This is a genomic window from Bacillus sp. NP157 (assembly GCA_018889975.1).
GTDB lineage: Bacteria > Pseudomonadota > Gammaproteobacteria > Xanthomonadales > Rhodanobacteraceae > Luteibacter.
Genome location: CP076546.1, coordinates 1,128,767 through 1,145,199 on the forward strand (window position 1 = coordinate 1,128,767; position 16,433 = coordinate 1,145,199).

A 16,433-nucleotide genomic window follows, 5' to 3' on the forward strand; every position below is an offset into this window, starting at 1 on the left:
AACCTTGCCAGCGTCGTTCCCATGAGCCCAGCCCGGACCTCCCGCCTTTCTTCTCTCCGCGCCGGGGGTGACACCGGCACCCTGGTGGCCCTGGTCGTCGTCATCCTTTTCTTCATCGCCAGTGGCCTGGTGGCCGCGGCGAACATCCGCACCATCCGCAACGACAACGCGATGGTCAACCGCTCGCAGGAAGCCGTGGCCTCGCTCGCCGAGGTGCTCTCCAGCATCCAGGACGCCGAGACCGGCCAGCGCGGTTACCTGCTCACCGGCAACGAGGGTTACCTCGAGCCCTACCGCACGGCGCTCTCGGTGATCCCCACCCGGATCGAAGCGATCGGCGGCGCGCTGGGTGGCGACGCCGGCCAGCTCATTCGCCTGAAGGAACTCAGCGCACGGATCAACGACAAGCTGGCCGAGCTTCGCGAAACGATCAACCTGCGTCGCGACAAGGGCTTCGACGCCGCGCTGGCGGTGGTGAACTCCGACCGCGGCAAGGCCGCGATGGACGATATCCGCGCCCGCCTCGCCGCGATGCGCGCGGTTGAATTCGACCAGCGCGCGAAGCGCCTGCTGGAGATGGAGGCCGCCTACAACACCGCGCTGACCGTGGGCGCCGGCAGCGCGCTGCTCGGCGTGGGCCTGGCCATCTTCGTCGCGGTGCTGATCCGGCGTAACGCGCGGGCCCGCGCGCAGGAAGCGTGGCTGCAGGCCGGCCGGCTGGAACTGGGTACCGTGATGGCCGGCGACAAGGACGCCGCGGAACTCGGCGCGTCGATCCTGTCCTTCCTCGTGGAATTCGTCGGCGCGCAGGCCGGCGTGCTGTTCGCCAACGTGCATGGCCGTTTCACTCGCGTGGGTGGCATCGGCCTGGCGGCCGGCGACTCGGCTATCGATACGCTCCCCAGCGGCACTTTGCTTGGCCGTGCGGTGAACGAAAACCGCGTGCTGCACGTGTCCGACGTTCCCGAAGGCTATTTCACCGTGGGCTCGGGCCTCGGCCAGGGCCAGCCGCGCCATCTCGTCATCGCGCCCGGCGCGACCGAAGGCATGGTCCATGGCGTGCTCGAACTCGGCTTCTTCCACGCCGTGCCGCCCGAAGTGCTGACCCTGCTCGAGCAGGCGTCGCCGGCGATCGCCATCGCGCTGCGTTCGGCGGCCTACCGTGCCGAGCTGAACCGCCTGCTCGAAGAGACCCGCCGCCAGTCCGAGGCATTGCAGACCCAGCAGGAAGAGCTGCGCGTTTCCAACGAAGAGCTCGAAGAACAGAGCAAGGCCCTGCGCGCGTCGCAGCACGAGCTGGAAGAACAGCAGGCCGAACTGGAACAGACCAACGCGCACCTCTCCGACCAGTCGATGCAGCTGGAGGCGCAGCGCGACGAACTGTCGATGGCGAACCAGTCGATCGAGGCCAAGGCGCAGGAAGTGCAGCGGGCGAGCCAGTACAAGTCCGAATTCCTCGCTAACATGAGCCACGAGCTGCGCACGCCGCTGAACTCCGCGCTGATCCTGTCCAAGCTGCTCGCGGATAATCCGGCGGGCAACCTCAGCGACGAACAGGTGAAGTTCGCCCGCACCATCCATGCGTCGGGCACCGACCTGCTGACGCTGATCAACGACATCCTCGACCTGTCCAAGATCGAAGCCGGTCATGTCGAGGTGCGTGCCGAGCCGCTGCCGCTGCAGCCGTTGCTCGACGACCTCTCCGCGTTGTTCACGCCTGTCGCCACCGAGAAGGGCCTGTCGCTCACCGTGGAGATGGCGGAAGACTGCCCGCCGGTGATCGAGAGCGATCGCCAGCGCCTGGTCCAGGTGCTGAAGAACCTGCTGTCCAATGCCCTGAAGTTCACCGAAGCCGGGGCCGTGGCCGTGCATGTGCGTCCCGAGCGCGGCGGCCAGGTCGCCTTCGTGGTCACCGACACCGGCATCGGCATCGCCGCCGACCAGCAGGCGCGCATCTTCGACGCGTTCCAGCAGGCCGACGGTTCGATCAGCCGCCGCTACGGTGGCACGGGCCTCGGCCTGTCGATCTCCGCCGAACTCGCCCGCCTGCTGGGTGGCGAGATCAGCGTGCGCAGCGACGCGGGGCAGGGCAGCACCTTCACCCTCACCGTGGCGAGCCGCCTCGACGTGATCACCGGCGTGCGCCCGGCGAACTCGCCGATGCCGGCCCCGGCACCGGCTCCCGTACCGCTGGCGGTGCGCGCCACGCCGGCGCCGACGCCGATGCCTGGCCGGGCACCCGCGGCGCGCACGGAAGCGACCGAGCCGGCCAACGGCCGCCGCAGCATCCTGCTGATCGAAGACGACCCCGCCTTCGCGGACATCCTGGTCACCCTCGCGAAAGAGATGGGCTTCCACGCCTACCTCGCGTCCACGGCTGCCGACGCGCTGGCGCTGGCGCGTGAGCGGCTGCCGCACGCGATCGTGCTCGACGTCGGCTTGCCCGACCAGTCGGGCCTGTACGTGCTCGACATCCTCAAGCACGACATCCGCACCCGGCATATCCCGATCCATGTCGTCTCGGCCGCCGACCACTCGCGTGCCGCGCTGTCGCTGGGTGCCGTCGGCTACCTCGTCAAACCCGCCACGCGCGAAGACCTCGGCGGCGTGCTCGACTCGCTCGAGGCGCGTCTGTCGCAGCGTCCGCGCCGCGTGCTGGTGGTGGAAGACGATGCCGTGCAGCTCGACGCGATCCGCCACCTGCTCGCCTCGGCGGATGTCGAGACAGTGGGCGCGGCGACCGCCGCGGCCTGCCTGGAAGCGCTGCAGCAACAGACCTTCGACTGCATGGTGCTCGACCTGTCGCTGCCGGATGCCACCGGCCTGCAACTGCTGGAAACGATGAGCAAGAACGATGGCTCGCCGTTCCCGCCGGTGATCGTCTACACCGGTCGCGTGTTGTCCAGCGCGGAAGAAGACCGCCTGCGCCGTTATTCCAGCTCGATCATCATCAAGGGCGCGAAGTCACCCGAACGCCTGCTCGACGAAGTGTCGCTGTTCCTGCACCAGGTGGTCAGCGAGCTGCCCGAGCCGCAGCAGAACATGATCCGCGCCGCCCTGCATCGCGACGCGGTGCTCGAGGGTCGGCGGATCCTGTTGGTCGAGGATGACGTGCGCAACGTCTTCGCGCTGATGAACGTGCTGGAGCCACATGGCTGCATCGTGAGCATCGCGCGCAACGGCCAGGAAGCCATCGACATGCTCGAGGCATCGGGCAAGGGCGGCCAGGCCGCGATCGAACTGGTGCTCATGGACATCATGATGCCGGTGAAGGACGGCCTCACCGCGACGCGCGAGATCCGCCAGAACCCGCGCTGGGACAAGCTGCCGGTGATCGCGCTGACCGCCAAGGCGATGCCCGATGACCAGCAGCAGGCCTTGCAGGCGGGTGCGAGCGATTACGTGGCCAAGCCGCTGGATGTCGACAAGCTGCTATCGCTGATCCGCGTCTGGCTCACCGACCGCGCCTGACCCATGCCGCTGCATTTCAATTGCACGATGTGCGGGCGCTGCTGCCACGGCCTGCGCCTGCCGCTGAGCGTTGCCGAATCGCTGGCGTGGCTGGCCGACGGCGGCAACGTGGAACTGTTCTGCGAGGCGATTCCGTGGCCGGAAGAACCAACCGTGGACGATGGCCCGGCCTGGCACAAGCGCCGTCGCTCGTTCCTGGTCCAGAGCGGTCACCTGCCAGTGCGCGTGATCGTCACCCTGGTCGCGAGTTTCACCGCCGCCTGCCCGAACCTGCGCGCCGACATGGGCTGCGGCATCTACGAACGCCGCCCGCAGGCTTGCCGGGTCTATCCGGCCGAGGTGAATCCGTTCCTGGCGATCGACCCGGCGCTGAAGCTGTGCCCGCCCGAAGCATGGGAAGACCGTGCGGTGCTGCAGGAGGACGATGGCAGCATCGCGGATGCGACCGTGGCGTCGGCCATCGTTCGCCGGCGCCAGGACGACTACGACGAAGCTGAGGCCAAGGGCCGCCTGTGCGAGTTGCTTGGCATCCGCATCGCCGGGCTGTCCAACGAAGGCGTCGTGGTGCATGCGCCAGCGCCGGCGCACCTGCGCGAGGCACTCGAGGCGGTGCAGGATACGCCTGCACCGGCGACGAGCAGCGAGTGGATGATGGTCTCGCACCGACTGCGTACGATGTGGCTGCTCGAATCGGCCGGCGCCCGCGCGATGCAGTCGGTCGACCTGGCCGACACCGGCCCACGCTTCGTCGCCTTCGTCGATATTCCATCGTCCCCGAGCGAGGCTAACCCATGACTCCGTCGTTGCTATCCACGCGCGCGCTGCTGGCGACGTTCGTCCTTGCATGGGCGACGTTTGTCGCGTCGGGTTGCACGAGCACGGGCCCCCACGCCGCACACGGAACCGTCACTGCGACGCTTGGCGGCGACGCCGCGCATCCCTCGACCACCGCGGGCTGGGTGCGCACCGAACTGTATTTCGGCCTCGGACCGGTCGAAGGTGGCGGCGTCGACGAGGCGGGCTGGCGTGCCTTCCTCGATCGCGAGGTCACCCCGCGTTTTCCCGACGGACTGTCGGTGCTGGACGTCTACGGACAGTGGCAGGGCAAGACCCAGCGCGTACCTGAGCGGCTGCGTTCGAAGCTGCTGGTGCTGCTGTATCCCGACACGCCGGCCCATCGCGCCGACATCGACGCGATCCGCGCGGCATGGAAAACGCAGACGGGCGACCAGTCGGTGCTACGCGTGACCCAGCCGGCCGAGGTGTCGTTCTAGACGACCCGGTCCAGCAGCAGTTCGTCGACCCAGCGGCCAACGGCACCCGCCGACGGCGGCTCGCTGGCGAACAAAATGCGATACATCAACGGTGCCACGGCACGATCGAGCAAACGGTCGACTGACGCGACCGGTTCGCCGCGCGCGACGCCGCGCGCGATGATCGTGTCCAGTTGTTGCGCGCAATAGAACGCACACATGCTGGCCTTGGTGGTGCTCGCCGCACCGAGCACGTCGCGCAGCATGGTGCGCCCCGGCGCCGAGGTCATTTCTTCGAGGTATTGCTCGAGCCACGCGCGCAGGTCACCGCGGAAACTGCCGGTGTCCGTCGGCGCGCACTCAGGGCGAAGCTGGGCGACGGCCACGTCGGCCAGCAGCGCGGGCAGGTCGCCCCAGCGTCGGTAGATCGTCGAGGGGGTGACCCCGGCACGGGCCGCGATGGCCGGTACGGCGAGGGTTTCGCGGGGGCCTTCGGCCTGCAACTCGCGGACGGCCTGGTGGACGGCGGCCTGTACGCGGGCGCTGCGACCGCCTGGGCGGGGGCCGGAAGGACGCGGTGTCGGCGTGGCTAAGTCGTTCATGGGGCTAGTATAACTTTCTTAAAGCAAAATAATTGCATTTGTGGCGGATCGGCGTAGGCTAACGCACATTCTTAGCTTTAGGGCTTCGCCATGAATGCACCGACGGTCGGACGATCGCTGGCTATCCACACCTTCACGCTGGTCGTCTTCATGGCGGCATCGGCCGCGCCAACGCCGCTGTACCGCCTGTATCAAAGCGAATGGGGCTTCTCGCCGACCGTGCTGACGGTGATCTTCGCGGCGTACGCGTTCGCGCTGCTTGCCACGCTGCTGTTCGGCGGGCGGCTGTCGGACCACCTTGGTCGCCGGCCGGTGATCGTCGCGGCGATCGTGCTGGAGATCGTCGCCATGCTGGTCTTCATCCTTGCCGCGGGTCCCGGCTGGCTTATCGTCGCGCGACTCGTCCAGGGGATGGCGACCGGCCTGGCCATGGCGACGCTGGGTACGGCGTTGCTCGACCTCGATCGCCAGCGTGGTGCGTTGGTCAACAGCATCGCGCCCCTGGTCGGACTGGCGATCGGGCCGATCGCGGGCACGGCGCTGGTGGTGCTCGCGCCGGCGCCCCTGCTCGGTATCTACATCGCCCTGGTCGTTGCGTTGCTGGCCGCTCTCGGCTTCACCGCATCGACGCCGGAAACGGGACTGGTGCGCCCGGGCGCACTCGCGAGCCTGCGGCCGAGCGTTGCGGTGCCGGGACGCGCGCGACCTGCCTTGCTGGCGGTAACGCCATTGAACGTAGCTTTGTGGATGCTCGGTGGCTTTTATCTGTCGCTGATGCCGTCGCTGGTCGCCAGGGTCACCCATTCCAGCTCGCCGTGGATGGGCGGACTCACCGTTGCCACGCTCATGGGCAGCGCCTCGCTGGCCGTGCTGGTCGCGCTGCGACATGCGCCGCTGCGCGCCCTGTACGCCGGCGCCGGCGCCCTCGTCGCGGGTTTGCTGCTGATCCTCGCCGGTGCGGAGAACGGCTCGGGCCTGCTCCTGCTGGCCGGCTCGTTCGTCGCGGGCGCAGGCTTCGGTGCGTCATTCCTGGGCGTGATGCGCAGCGTGACGCCGCTGGCGGCGCCGCACGAACGCAGCCGGCTGATGGCCGTGTTCTATATCGAGAGCTACGTGGCTTTCAGCGTGCCGACGATCGCCATCGGCTACGTCGCCCAGCACCAGGGCCTGCTGTTCGCGATCCACCTGTACGCCGGGGTGATCATCGCCCTCGCGCTGGCCGCGCTGGCCTGGATCGTCACCCGCGCCCACCATGTGCGCGCGGCCGCGATGCCCTTAGTCGAATGCCGCCAGGCCTAGTTTCACCGCGGGGCGCGTGGCGACGCGCCCATACCAGGAGGACAGCGTCGGATGGGCATCCCAGTCGACGTGCTCGCCCTCCGCGGTGATCAAGGTATACGCCGCGATGTCGGCCAGCGAGAAGTGCTGGCCGCTCATCCACGGTGAGCGGGACAGGAACGCATCCGCGGCATGGATGCGTTCCACCACCAGCCGATGCAAGGCGACGGCACCCGCCTGTTCATCGTCGCGCGCGAGGAAGAAGCCCGCGTGCGAGGGTTCGATCACGTCCGTGATGAAATAGAAGAAGCGCTCGAGTGCCAGCGCATTCGCCCGTGGCTCGCGTGGCATGAGTCGTTCGCCGGCGCGTCGTGCCACCTCAAGCATGATGGCGCCGGACTGGGAGAGCGCCCACGGCCCGTCGCCATCGTCGATCACCAGCACCGGCACCTTGCCGAGGGGATTGAGCGCGGCGAACGCATTGCTGCGATGTTCGCCGCGGCGCAGGTCAACGGGGACGGCTTTGAACGGAAGCCCGGATTCGGCAAGGGCAATGGCCGCGCGCAGGCTGTTGCCCGTGCGTGCGCCGTGCAGGTCGAACGTGGTCATGGGCGATCCCGGGCGGCGTGGTATGCCGCACCGGTGCAGTATCACGCGTTGGCCGCTGTCGTGGCGTGATCGTGGACGAACTTCGTGACAAGGGCTGCCACCGCCTGTGCCGCTTCCAGGGGGACGAGATGGCCGATCCCGTCAAGCACGTGCAAGCGCGCGGTCGCGATGCGTGGTAACAGCTCGCGACGCAAGGTTTCGGTGCTGTCGACCTTGTCGGCGGAGCCGCTGATCACTAGCACGGGCACCTGGATGTCCGCCACGGCCGTGCCGATGTCTTCCTGGCTGATCCCCAGCGGCCACGCGCGTTTCGCCGCCGGGGCACCGGCAAGGCTGTCCGCGACTACCTGTTCATGCAAGGCCGGCGACAGCGGGCGCGAGGTGAGTGCCATCGCCAGTGCCTGCTCGATGCTTTCGCGGGTGTCGTACACATGCGCCATCGCCTGCAGTGCCTCGATGGGCAGCGCCATGGGCGTGGGCGGTGCCGGCGCGACCAGCACCACGCCACGCAGGCCCGGCGGTCGCCGTGACGCCACCAGCTGGGCGATCTTGCCACCCATGGAGTGGCCAACCAGCACGAAGTCGGTGAGGCCCTTCGCGGCGACCAGCGCCTCCACGTCGTCGGCGTAGTCGCCGAGCGCATAGCCGTCGGCGGGACGCGCCGCCGCGCCCCAGCCGCGCAGGTCGGGTGCGATGGCGCGCAGGTCGGGCGGCAGCACCGCGAGGACAGGCGCCCAGGTGCGCGACGAGCCGCCGTAGTAGTGCAGGAAAACCAGCGTGGGGCCGCGGCTGCCTTGTTCGACGACGTGGGCCATCGGGTGCGTGTCGGAGCTGTTGTTCATGCGTGCCACCTGTGTGGGCAGGGAAGGATGCAACTATCCTAGGGGCGTGGCTCCGCGCGGATTAGCCCCGCCAACGCACCGACAGTCGGCTGGAAAAGGACCGAATGATCGCTTGAAATGCATGGGGATCTTCGAGGCCACCGTGCGCATCGGCAGCATCGCCGGCGCCGCGCGGCTGTTCCACGTGTCACCCTCGCGGGCCAGCAAATACCTGGCCGAACTCGAAGAAGACCTGGGCGTCCTGCTGTTGCGGCGGACGACGCGACAGCTTTCGCTGACGCCCGAGGGCGAGGCCTATCTCGTGCGCTGTCGGCGCATCCTCGCCGAGGTGCGCGATGCGGACGACGAAGCGCGTTCACGTACCGGGGGTGTCGCGGGCACGTTGCGCGTCACGGCACCGGTGACCTTCGGCGCCTTGCACCTGGGCGGCATCGTCGCGGGCTTCATCGCGACGCATCCCGGTGTCGCGCTGCAGTTGCAACTTGACGATCGCTACATCGACCTGCGTGGCGATACGGTGGATGTCGCGATCCGCATCGGAAGGCTGGCGAACTCCACCCTCGTTGCGCGCCGCCTCGGTGGCTGCCGGATGGTGTTGTGCGCGGCGCCCGGTTTCCTGGCGCGGCATGGCGCGATCACCACCCCGGCGGACCTCGCACCGCTTCCGATGCTGGCCTTCAGCGACGCCGTCTCGTCGGCCGACTGGACGCTGCGTGGCGTCGACGGCATCGCACACCGGATCGAGGGCGAACCCGGGCTGCTCGCGAACAACGTGCAGATGCTGGCGTCGGCCGCGGTGGCCGGTGCAGGCATCGTGTTCGGACCGACCTTCGTCCTCGGTCCGCACCTCCAGCGCGGCGAGCTCCAGCTGGTGCTGCCGGGATACGTTGCCGACGACCTCGACATCAGCGTGGTTTACCCAAGCCGTGCCTACCTGCCGAAGACCGTGCGCGCTTTCGTCGACTACCTGGCCGACGCGCTCGCCGAGCCGTTCGGGTGGGACGGCTTCGCCGGCGGCGGGCGTGGATTACCCCCGAGGTAATTGTGGCCATCCGGCGGGCTTCGCATACTGCCTGCCCCGATCGTGAGGATCCCTTCGATGTCCCAGGCACGTGGCGAGGCCGGCGGTGAGCTCGGCAGGATCCTCAAGGCATGGCGCGGCATGCGTGGGCTGAGCCAGCTGGAGCTGTCACTGGAAACCGGGGTGTCGCAAAAGCACCTCAGCTTCATCGAGAGCGGACGCAGCGCCCCCTCGCGGGACATGCTGATGGCGGTCGCCGATGGGCTGGACATGCCGTTCCGCGAGCGTAACCAGTTGTTGCTCGCGGCGGGCTACGCACCGCAGTTCGCCGACGAATCCTGGGATGCGGATGCACTTGCCATCGTCCGCCGTGCGCTGGAGCGGATGCTCGCGCAGCACGAACCGTTCCCGGCGGTGGTGATGGACCGGCACTGGAACGTCGTGATGGTGAACGAGGCGGCGACGCGCATGTTCGGTTCGTTCATCGATCTGTCGCGCTGGCCCCGGCCGCGCAACCTGCTGCACATGATCTTCGATCCGAACGGCCTGCGTCCCTTCGTCGCCGACTGGCCACGCTTTTCGGCGGCGCTGCTGCAACGCGTGCGGCGCGAGGCGGTCGGCCGTGCGGTCGACGAGGCCACGCGGCAACTGATCGCCACGCTGCGCGCCTACCCCGGCGTCGAGGAATCGCTCGAGACGTCGGCATCGGCGGACCTGCCGGTCATCCCGCTGACCCTCGCCGATGGCACGCGCAAGCTGAGCTACTTTTCGCTGGTTACCACGGTGGGCACGCCACGCACGCCCGGGCCGCAGGAGCTTCGGCTGGAGTGCATGGCGCCGGTGGACGAGGCGACGGAGGCGTGGCATCGGCTGCAATGAAAAAAGGCGTAGGCTGGCCGCATGACGACGCCGAACGATCCGGCCCAGCCGTGTAGCCCCTCGGCCCAGCGCTGGACGCTGGTGGCCGCCGTGCTTGGCTCCGGCATGGCCTTCGTCGACGGCACCATCGTCAACGTCGCCCTCGCGGCGATCCAGCACGCGATGCAGGCGACCACGGCCGACGCGCAGTGGGTGATGGAATCGTATGCCTTGTTGCTCTCGGCGCTGTTGCTGGTCGGCGGCGTGCTCGGCGACCGCTTTGGCCGGCGCCGGGTGTTCGTCATCGGTGCGATCGTCTTCACCCTGGCGTCGCTCGCCTGCGCCGCTGCGCCCGGCATCGATGCCCTGATCGTGGCGCGCGGCGTTCAGGGCCTGGGCGCGGCCCTGCTGGTGCCGGGCAGCCTGTCGCTGATCAGCTCGGCGTATCCAAAGGAAACCCGGGGCAGGGCAATCGGAACCTGGTCGGCGTTCAGCGGCGTCACGGCGGCGGTGGGGCCGGTGCTTGGTGGCTTCCTCGTCGAGCATCTTTCCTGGCACTGGGCCTTCCTGATCAACCTCCCGCTCGGCATCGCGCTGGTGGCGATCTGCCAGTGGCGCGTGCCGGAAAGCCGTGGCGCCGACGCGGGAGGTATCGACGGATGGGGTGCCTTGCTCGCCACGGTGGGCCTGGCTGGCGTGGTCTATGCCCTGATCGAAGGGCCACAACTGGGCTGGCTGGCCATGCCGGTCTGCTTCGCGGCACTCGTCGGCGTGGTGGCCTTGCTCGCCTTCATCGTCGTGGAGCGACGCATCGCCGCGCCGATGCTGCCCATGTCGCTGTTCCGCGACCGCAACTTCGCGGGAGCCAATGCGTTGACCCTGCTGCTCTACGCTTCGCTCGGCGGTAGCATGTTCTTCGTGCCCTTGAACCTTATCCAGGTACAGGGCTATGGGGCCACGGCGGCCGGCGCGTCGCTGCTGCCATTCATCGTGATCATGTTCGTGTTGTCGCGTTGGACCGGCCGCCTTGTCGACGTGGTGGGCGCACGGCTCCCCTTGATCGTCGGGCCCACCATCGCGGCGGTGGGCTTCGGCCTGTATGCGTTGCCCGGCGTCGGCGGTTCGTACTGGACCACGTTTTTCCCGGCGTCCGCCGTGCTCGGCCTGGGCATGAGCATCACCATCGCACCGCTGACCACCACGGTGATGAACGCCCTCGATCCGTCGCTGGCGGGCACGGCCTCGGGCGTGAACAACGCGGTGTCGCGCGTGGCCGGGTTGATCGCCATCGCGGTGTTCGGCGTGTTGCTCGTGCACGGCTTCGACGTGGCCTTGCAGGCCAGCCTGGCGACGATGCACCTGCCCGAGGGATCGCTGCACGCGATCCTTGCGCAGAAGGCCCGGCTGGCCGGGATCGAGCTGCCCCCGGGGGCGGAGGCAGCTCGTCGCGTCGTCGACCTCGCGTTCGTTGCAGGCTTTCGCCAGGTGATGCTGTTGTCGGCGGCGCTGGCCTTGCTATCCGCGGTGGTGGCCGCGGTGACGATCCGTGGCGGGCGCGCTCAGGGCGGGAGCGGGACGGCGCCGGGATCGAGGTCCTTGTCCGGGCGGATCCGGAACCATATGGCGTAAAGCGCCGGCAGGAACAACAGTGTGAGCACCGTACCGCCGATGGTGCCGCCGATCAGGGTGAAGGCGAGCGAGCCCCAGAACACCGAGAAGGTGAGCGGGATGAAGGCGAGCACCGCCGCCAGCGCGGTGAGGATCACCGGGCGCGAGCGCTGGACCGTGGCTTCGACCACGGCGTGATACGCATCCAGGCCTTCGCGCTGGTTGGTGTGGATCTGCCCGATCAGGATCAGCGTGTTGCGCATGATGATGCCGGCCAGGCCGATCAGGCCAAGGATGGCGTTGAAGCCGAACGGCTGGTGGAACAGCAGCAGGGTGGGTACCACGCCGACCAGCGCGAGCGGTGCGGTGGCGAGGATCATCAGCATGCCGGCGATCGAGCGCACCTCGAACATGATCACGATCATCATCAGCAGGATCATCACCGGGAACACGGCGGCCAGCGCGGTGTTGGCCTTGCCCGCTTCTTCCAGCGCGCCCGCGGTGTCGATCGCGTAACCGGCCGGCAGGCTCGCCATCAACGGCTTCATCTGCGCGATCAGTGCCATCGAGACATCCGGTGGCTGCGACGCGTCGCCGATATCGCCACGCACGGTGATCGTGGTCATCCGGTCGCGCCGGCGCAGGATCGGGTCCTCCATCCGTGTTTCTGTGTGGCCGAGCTGGTCCAGCGGCACCCGTTGGCCGCTCGCACCGACCAGGGTGAATGCGCCGATCTTCGCCGGATCGAGGCGGGCAGGGCCGTCGCTACGGGCGACGACGTCGACCGACCGGATGTCCTCGCGTACGCGGGTCACGGTAATGCCGGTGAGCAGGAACTGCAGCTGTGTGGCGGCGTCGTGCGAGCTCAGGCCGATCGCCTGCAGGCGATCCTGGTCGAGCACGAAGTGCACCGTGGGCACGCGTTCCGCCCAGTCGCTGTTCACCGTGCGCATCGCCGGGTTCGCCTGCATGATCGTGCGCACCTGTCCGGCGATGTCGCGCACCTTGCCTTCGTCGGGTCCGGATACGCGGAAGGCCACGGGGAACGGCGAGTACGGGCCGAACACGATCTGCGTCGCACGCACGCGTGCTTCCGGGGCGAGGCCCTTCTGCACGGCGTCGCGCAGGCGGCTCTTCAGCGTGTCGCGGGTTTTTTCGTTCTCGGTCAGCACGACCACCTTCGCGAACGAGGGGTCCGGCAGCTCGGGCGCCATGGCGAGGAAGAAGCGCGGCGCGCCCTGGCCGACGTACGTGGTGACGATCTTCGCTTCCGGCTGCTTGCGCAGCCACGCCTCGACCTTGCCCGCAGCCTTCGAGGTCGCATCGATCGACGTGCCTTCGGGCATCTGCACTTCCACCAGCACCTCGGGACGGTCCGAGATCGGGAAGAACTGCTGCTTGACGAAGCCCATGCCGAGCACGGCGACGACGAACAGCCCCACCACGGAGAGCGCGACCAGCACCTTGCGGCGGACGACGAAGGCGATCAGGCGACGGAACGCGCGATAGCGTGGCGTGCCATAGATCGCGGCATGGCCGCCTTCCACCGGCGCGATATGCGGCAGCAGCTTCACGCCCAGGTACGGGGTGAAGATGACGGCGACGAGCCATGAGGTGAGCAGCGAGAACATCACCACCCAGAAGATGTTGCCGGCGTACTCGCCCGCGGATGACTTGGCGAAACCCACCGGCATCAGGCCGATCGCCGTGACCAGCGTACCGGCGAGCATCGGCGCCGCCGTGTGGCTCCACGAGTACGTCGCGGCGCTGATCCGGTCCTTGCCTTCCTCCATCTTCACCACGATGGTTTCGATGACGATGATCGCGTCGTCGACCAGCAGGCCGAGCGACAGGATCAATGCACCCAGCGTGATGCGGTCGAAGTCGCGGCCGGTGACCAGCATGATGATGAAGACGCCGGCCAGCGTCAGCGGCACGGCCGCGGCGACGACCAGGCCGACGCGGAAGCCGAGGCTGACCAGGCTCACCGCGATGACCACGGCCAGCGCGACGAAGAACTTCAGCATGAACTCGTCATAGGCCTCGGTGATGTTCACCGCCTGGTCGGTGACCTTGCTGAAGGTGAGGCCGAGCGGCAGCCCCGAGGTGATGGTGGAGGCTTCGGCTTCCAGCGATTTGCCGAGTTGCAGGCCGTTGTAACGCTCCTTCATCACCACGCCGAGCAGCAGCGAAGGCTCGCCGTCGTGGCGGATCAGGAACGAGGCGGGGTCTTCGTAGCCGCGGCGCACGTTGGCGATGTCGGCCAGGCGCAGGGTCTTGCCGTTGGCGACGACCGGGGTATCGCCGATCGCCTTGAGGTTGTCGAACGCGCCGTCCAGACGGATCTGCACCTGCGGGCCCGTCGTGTCGATCGAGCCGGCGGAGGTGAGCACGTTCTGTTTGTCCAGCGCTTCGAAGATCGCCGTCGGCGACATGCCCAGCGTGGCCAGCCGTTCGTGCGAGAAGTCGACGTAGATCTTCTCCGGACGCTCGCCGATGATGTTGACCTTCTTCACGCCGGGCACGTGCAGCAGCTGCTGGCGGATGCCTTCGGCTTCGCGCACCAGCGCGCGCTGCGGCTCGCCGTGGGCCTTCAACGCGTAGAGCGCGAAGGTCACGTCGGCGTACTCATCGTTGATCAAGGGGCCGATCACGCCGGGCGGCAGCTTGGCCGCTTCGTCGCCAAGCTTCTTGCGCGCCTGGTAGAACTCGTCGGGCACGTCGGCCGGCGGCGTGTCGTCACGCAGGGTGAGCGTGGTCCAGGCCACGCCGGGCCGCGTGAAGGTCTCGCTGCGGTCGTACCACTTCAGTTCCTGCAGGCGCTTTTCCAGCGGCTCGGCCACCTGGTCCTGCATCTCCTGCGCCGTGGCACCGGGCCAGCTGGTGACGATGGTGAGCACCTTGACGGTGAAGTTGGGATCTTCCGCGCGGCCGAGGTGGACGAAGGCGAACAGGCCGGCGACCGAGACCGCGATGATCAGGAACAGCGTGACCGCGCGTTCGCGCACGGCGAGCGCCGAGAGGTTGAATCCACTCATGGCCGCGCCCCGTCGAGGCTGGTGCGGACCGGCTCGCCTTCGTGCAACTGGTGGGCGCCGAGCGCGACGAAGCGATCGCCGGGCTGGAGGCCTGCGGTGACGGTGGCCGACTCGTCGCTGACGCTGCCCAGCGTCACCGCGCGCCACGTGACCGAGGCGGGCTTGCCACGCAGCAGCCACACGCCGGGGCCCTTGCCGTTGTCGAAGATGGCCGCGACCGGGACCGACGGCGTGCCCTGGCCGGCATCCGGCAGGTGCACGACGACGGTGGATCCGAGCGGCGCCTGCGCGGCCGCGCCTTCAAGTACATAGCGTGCTTCGAAGGTGCGGGTCGCCGGGTCGGCGGCATCCGACAACAGCCGCAGGCGCGCGGTTGCGGCTTCGCCGGTGTTGCCGTAAAGCGTGGCGCGCGCGGTCGAGCCGATCGCCGGGCGTAGCGTCTCCGGCAGGCTGACCAGGGCTTCGCGCGGGCCGGCATGGGCCAGGCGGACGACGACCTGGCCGGCGGTCACCACCTGGCCGGGCTCGCCCAGGGTTTCGACGACCGTGCCATCGGCGTCGGCGACCAGCACGGAATAACCCGCTTCGTTGGCGGTGACCGAGGCCTGCGCCTGCGCTGCCCGAAGCCGCGCGGCGGCGGCATCGGCGGCGGCCCTGGCCTGGTCGTAGGCCGAGGCCGAGACGGCGCCCTTGCCGACCAGCCCGCGCAGGCGTTTCTCGTCGGCATCGGTCTGCAGGGCCTGGGCTTTCGCCGCTTCTACCTGGCTGACCGAGGCGGCATCGGCCAGGGCGAGGTCGGTGCGGTCGATGCGCATCAGCGGCTGGCCCTGCTTCACGGTCTCGCCGGCGTCGACGAGGCGGGCGATGACCTTGCCGGGGACACGGAAGCCGAGGTTGCTCTGCACCCGCGCCGAGACGACCCCGGAGAAGCTCGATTCGCCGGGTTGGCCGGCCTCGATGGTGGCGGTGCGGACCAGCGGCGGGTCGAGGCGGGGATCGGCTTCGCTGCGCGAGCAGGCGCTCAGGGCGGCAGCGAGCAGGACGGCGCCAGCGGCGACGGGGAGGAAACGACGGGCAGGGGGAAAGGCGTGCATGGTGGCTTTCCATGGAAGGAGAGCCACACTTTTGTGTCTAGTGACCAAATTGTCAACTGGTCACAGCAAAATAATTCTCGTGCTTCAGGGGGCCAGGCTACGCAGGACCAGCCCGAGGACGGCCGGCATGCCCTCGTCGAGCAGGTCAAGGTTGTGCTGGAGCAGCACCGGGTGGGCGAACGGCAGCATGGCGATCCAGATGCCCGCGCAGACCTCGTCCAGCGGCGTCTTCCGCTCGAAGTCGCCAATCTCGCGGCCCTGGCGGACGATCTCGCGCAGCATCGCCTGCAACTGGGCGACGTGGCTCTCGGAGCTCTCCCACTTCTCGGTGCACGAGTGGGTGACGATGTCGTAGAGCTGGCGATCCTCGAAAAGCTGCTCGCGGGCCAGTTCCACGGCGGTGCGGAACAGCGCGCGGACCTTTTCGTGGGGTGATCGCGCGGCTTCCACCGCCGCGACGATGGCGGCGCGCTGGATGCCCAGGCAGCCGGCGCAGATCGCCTCGCCGATGGCCTGCTTGGATTCGAAGAACTTGTACAGGTACGCCTTGGAAAACCCGATCGCCCTGGCCAGGTCGGCCATGGTGGTTTTCGCATAGCCGAAGCGGCTGAAGTGCTCGTCGGCGGCGTCGATGATCTGCTGGCGGACGTCCGGTGCCTGGTCCACCGGGGCGCTGGGTGTCGCGGTCATGGCGGTCATCCGGGAGGTATACGCCAACGCGGGGCTCGAAGCAACCAGTGACCCTTATGGATTTGGGTC

At 68.4% G+C, this 16,433-nt stretch carries 13 protein-coding genes; 7 read left to right on the forward strand and 6 right to left on the reverse strand.

Going from position 1 to position 16,433, the window contains the following annotated elements; translation table 11 throughout:
* Positions 1-21 precede the first annotated feature (21 nt).
* Genes KPL74_05080 through KPL74_05090 form a run of 3 tightly spaced genes read left to right on the forward strand, consistent with a single transcriptional unit; the run spans position 22 to position 4,745 of the window.
* Positions 22-3,471, forward strand: coding sequence for a response regulator (locus KPL74_05080; protein ID QWT21376.1), 3,450 nt, complete (start codon positions 22-24; stop codon positions 3,469-3,471).
* A 3-nt stretch (positions 3,472-3,474) separates the two neighbouring features.
* Positions 3,475-4,266: a YkgJ family cysteine cluster protein gene (locus tag KPL74_05085; GenBank protein ID QWT21377.1), complete on the forward strand. Its 792-nt coding sequence runs from the start codon at positions 3,475-3,477 to the stop codon at positions 4,264-4,266.
* Entirely contained in the window at positions 4,263-4,745 is a 483-nt protein-coding gene (locus KPL74_05090; protein QWT21378.1) for a DUF3574 domain-containing protein, read from the forward strand. The genes KPL74_05085 and KPL74_05090 overlap by 4 nt, the downstream gene beginning before the upstream one ends.
* Here KPL74_05090 and KPL74_05095 read toward each other — a convergent pair.
* Positions 4,742-5,326 carry a TetR/AcrR family transcriptional regulator gene (locus KPL74_05095; protein ID QWT21379.1) on the reverse strand — a complete coding sequence of 195 codons (585 nt, stop codon included), beginning with the start codon at positions 5,324-5,326 and terminating at the stop codon, positions 4,742-4,744. The genes KPL74_05090 and KPL74_05095 overlap by 4 nt on opposite strands.
* Before the next feature lie 90 nt (positions 5,327-5,416).
* On the opposite strand from KPL74_05095, the gene KPL74_05100 reads away from it, so the two are divergent.
* Complete coding sequence (locus tag KPL74_05100; protein QWT21380.1) at positions 5,417-6,625, forward strand: MFS transporter; 1,209 nt, start codon at positions 5,417-5,419, stop codon at positions 6,623-6,625.
* Here the strand turns inward: KPL74_05100 and KPL74_05105 are convergent.
* Both KPL74_05105 and KPL74_05110 read right to left on the reverse strand, forming a co-directional pair.
* Positions 6,602-7,213, reverse strand: coding sequence for a glutathione S-transferase family protein (locus tag KPL74_05105; GenBank protein ID QWT21381.1), 612 nt, complete (start codon positions 7,211-7,213; stop codon positions 6,602-6,604). The genes KPL74_05100 and KPL74_05105 overlap by 24 nt on opposite strands.
* A gap of 41 nt (positions 7,214-7,254) precedes the next feature.
* A complete protein-coding gene (locus KPL74_05110; protein ID QWT21382.1) occupies positions 7,255-8,055 on the reverse strand; it encodes an alpha/beta hydrolase in 801 nt (266 codons plus the stop codon).
* 121 nt (positions 8,056-8,176) lie between these two features.
* Between KPL74_05110 and KPL74_05115 the strand changes: the two genes are divergently transcribed.
* Genes KPL74_05115 through KPL74_05125 form a run of 3 tightly spaced genes read left to right on the forward strand, consistent with a single transcriptional unit; the run spans position 8,177 to position 11,563 of the window.
* Complete coding sequence (locus tag KPL74_05115; GenBank protein ID QWT21383.1) at positions 8,177-9,097, forward strand: LysR family transcriptional regulator; 921 nt, start codon at positions 8,177-8,179, stop codon at positions 9,095-9,097.
* 57 nt (positions 9,098-9,154) lie between these two features.
* Positions 9,155-9,955 (forward strand): helix-turn-helix transcriptional regulator, encoded by an 801-nt coding sequence (locus KPL74_05120; protein ID QWT21384.1) that lies wholly within the window; start codon positions 9,155-9,157, stop codon positions 9,953-9,955.
* A gap of 21 nt (positions 9,956-9,976) precedes the next feature.
* On the forward strand, positions 9,977-11,563 hold the full coding sequence (locus KPL74_05125) for a DHA2 family efflux MFS transporter permease subunit (protein QWT21385.1): 1,587 nt from the start codon (positions 9,977-9,979) through the stop codon (positions 11,561-11,563).
* On the opposite strand, the gene KPL74_05130 is transcribed toward KPL74_05125, so the two are convergent.
* From KPL74_05130 to KPL74_05140, 3 genes are all read right to left on the reverse strand, one after another.
* Positions 11,494-14,580 carry an efflux RND transporter permease subunit gene (locus KPL74_05130; GenBank protein QWT21386.1) on the reverse strand — a complete coding sequence of 1,029 codons (3,087 nt, stop codon included), beginning with the start codon at positions 14,578-14,580 and terminating at the stop codon, positions 11,494-11,496. The two genes, KPL74_05125 and KPL74_05130, sit on opposite strands and share 70 nt — an antisense overlap.
* Positions 14,577-15,674, reverse strand: a complete 1,098-nt coding sequence (locus tag KPL74_05135) for an efflux RND transporter periplasmic adaptor subunit (protein ID QWT21387.1) — start codon at positions 15,672-15,674, stop codon at positions 14,577-14,579. Before KPL74_05135 ends, KPL74_05130 begins: the two co-directional genes overlap by 4 nt.
* Before the next feature lie 84 nt (positions 15,675-15,758).
* Complete coding sequence (locus KPL74_05140; GenBank protein ID QWT21388.1) at positions 15,759-16,364, reverse strand: TetR/AcrR family transcriptional regulator; 606 nt, start codon at positions 16,362-16,364, stop codon at positions 15,759-15,761.
* Positions 16,365-16,433: the final 69 nt, after the last annotated feature.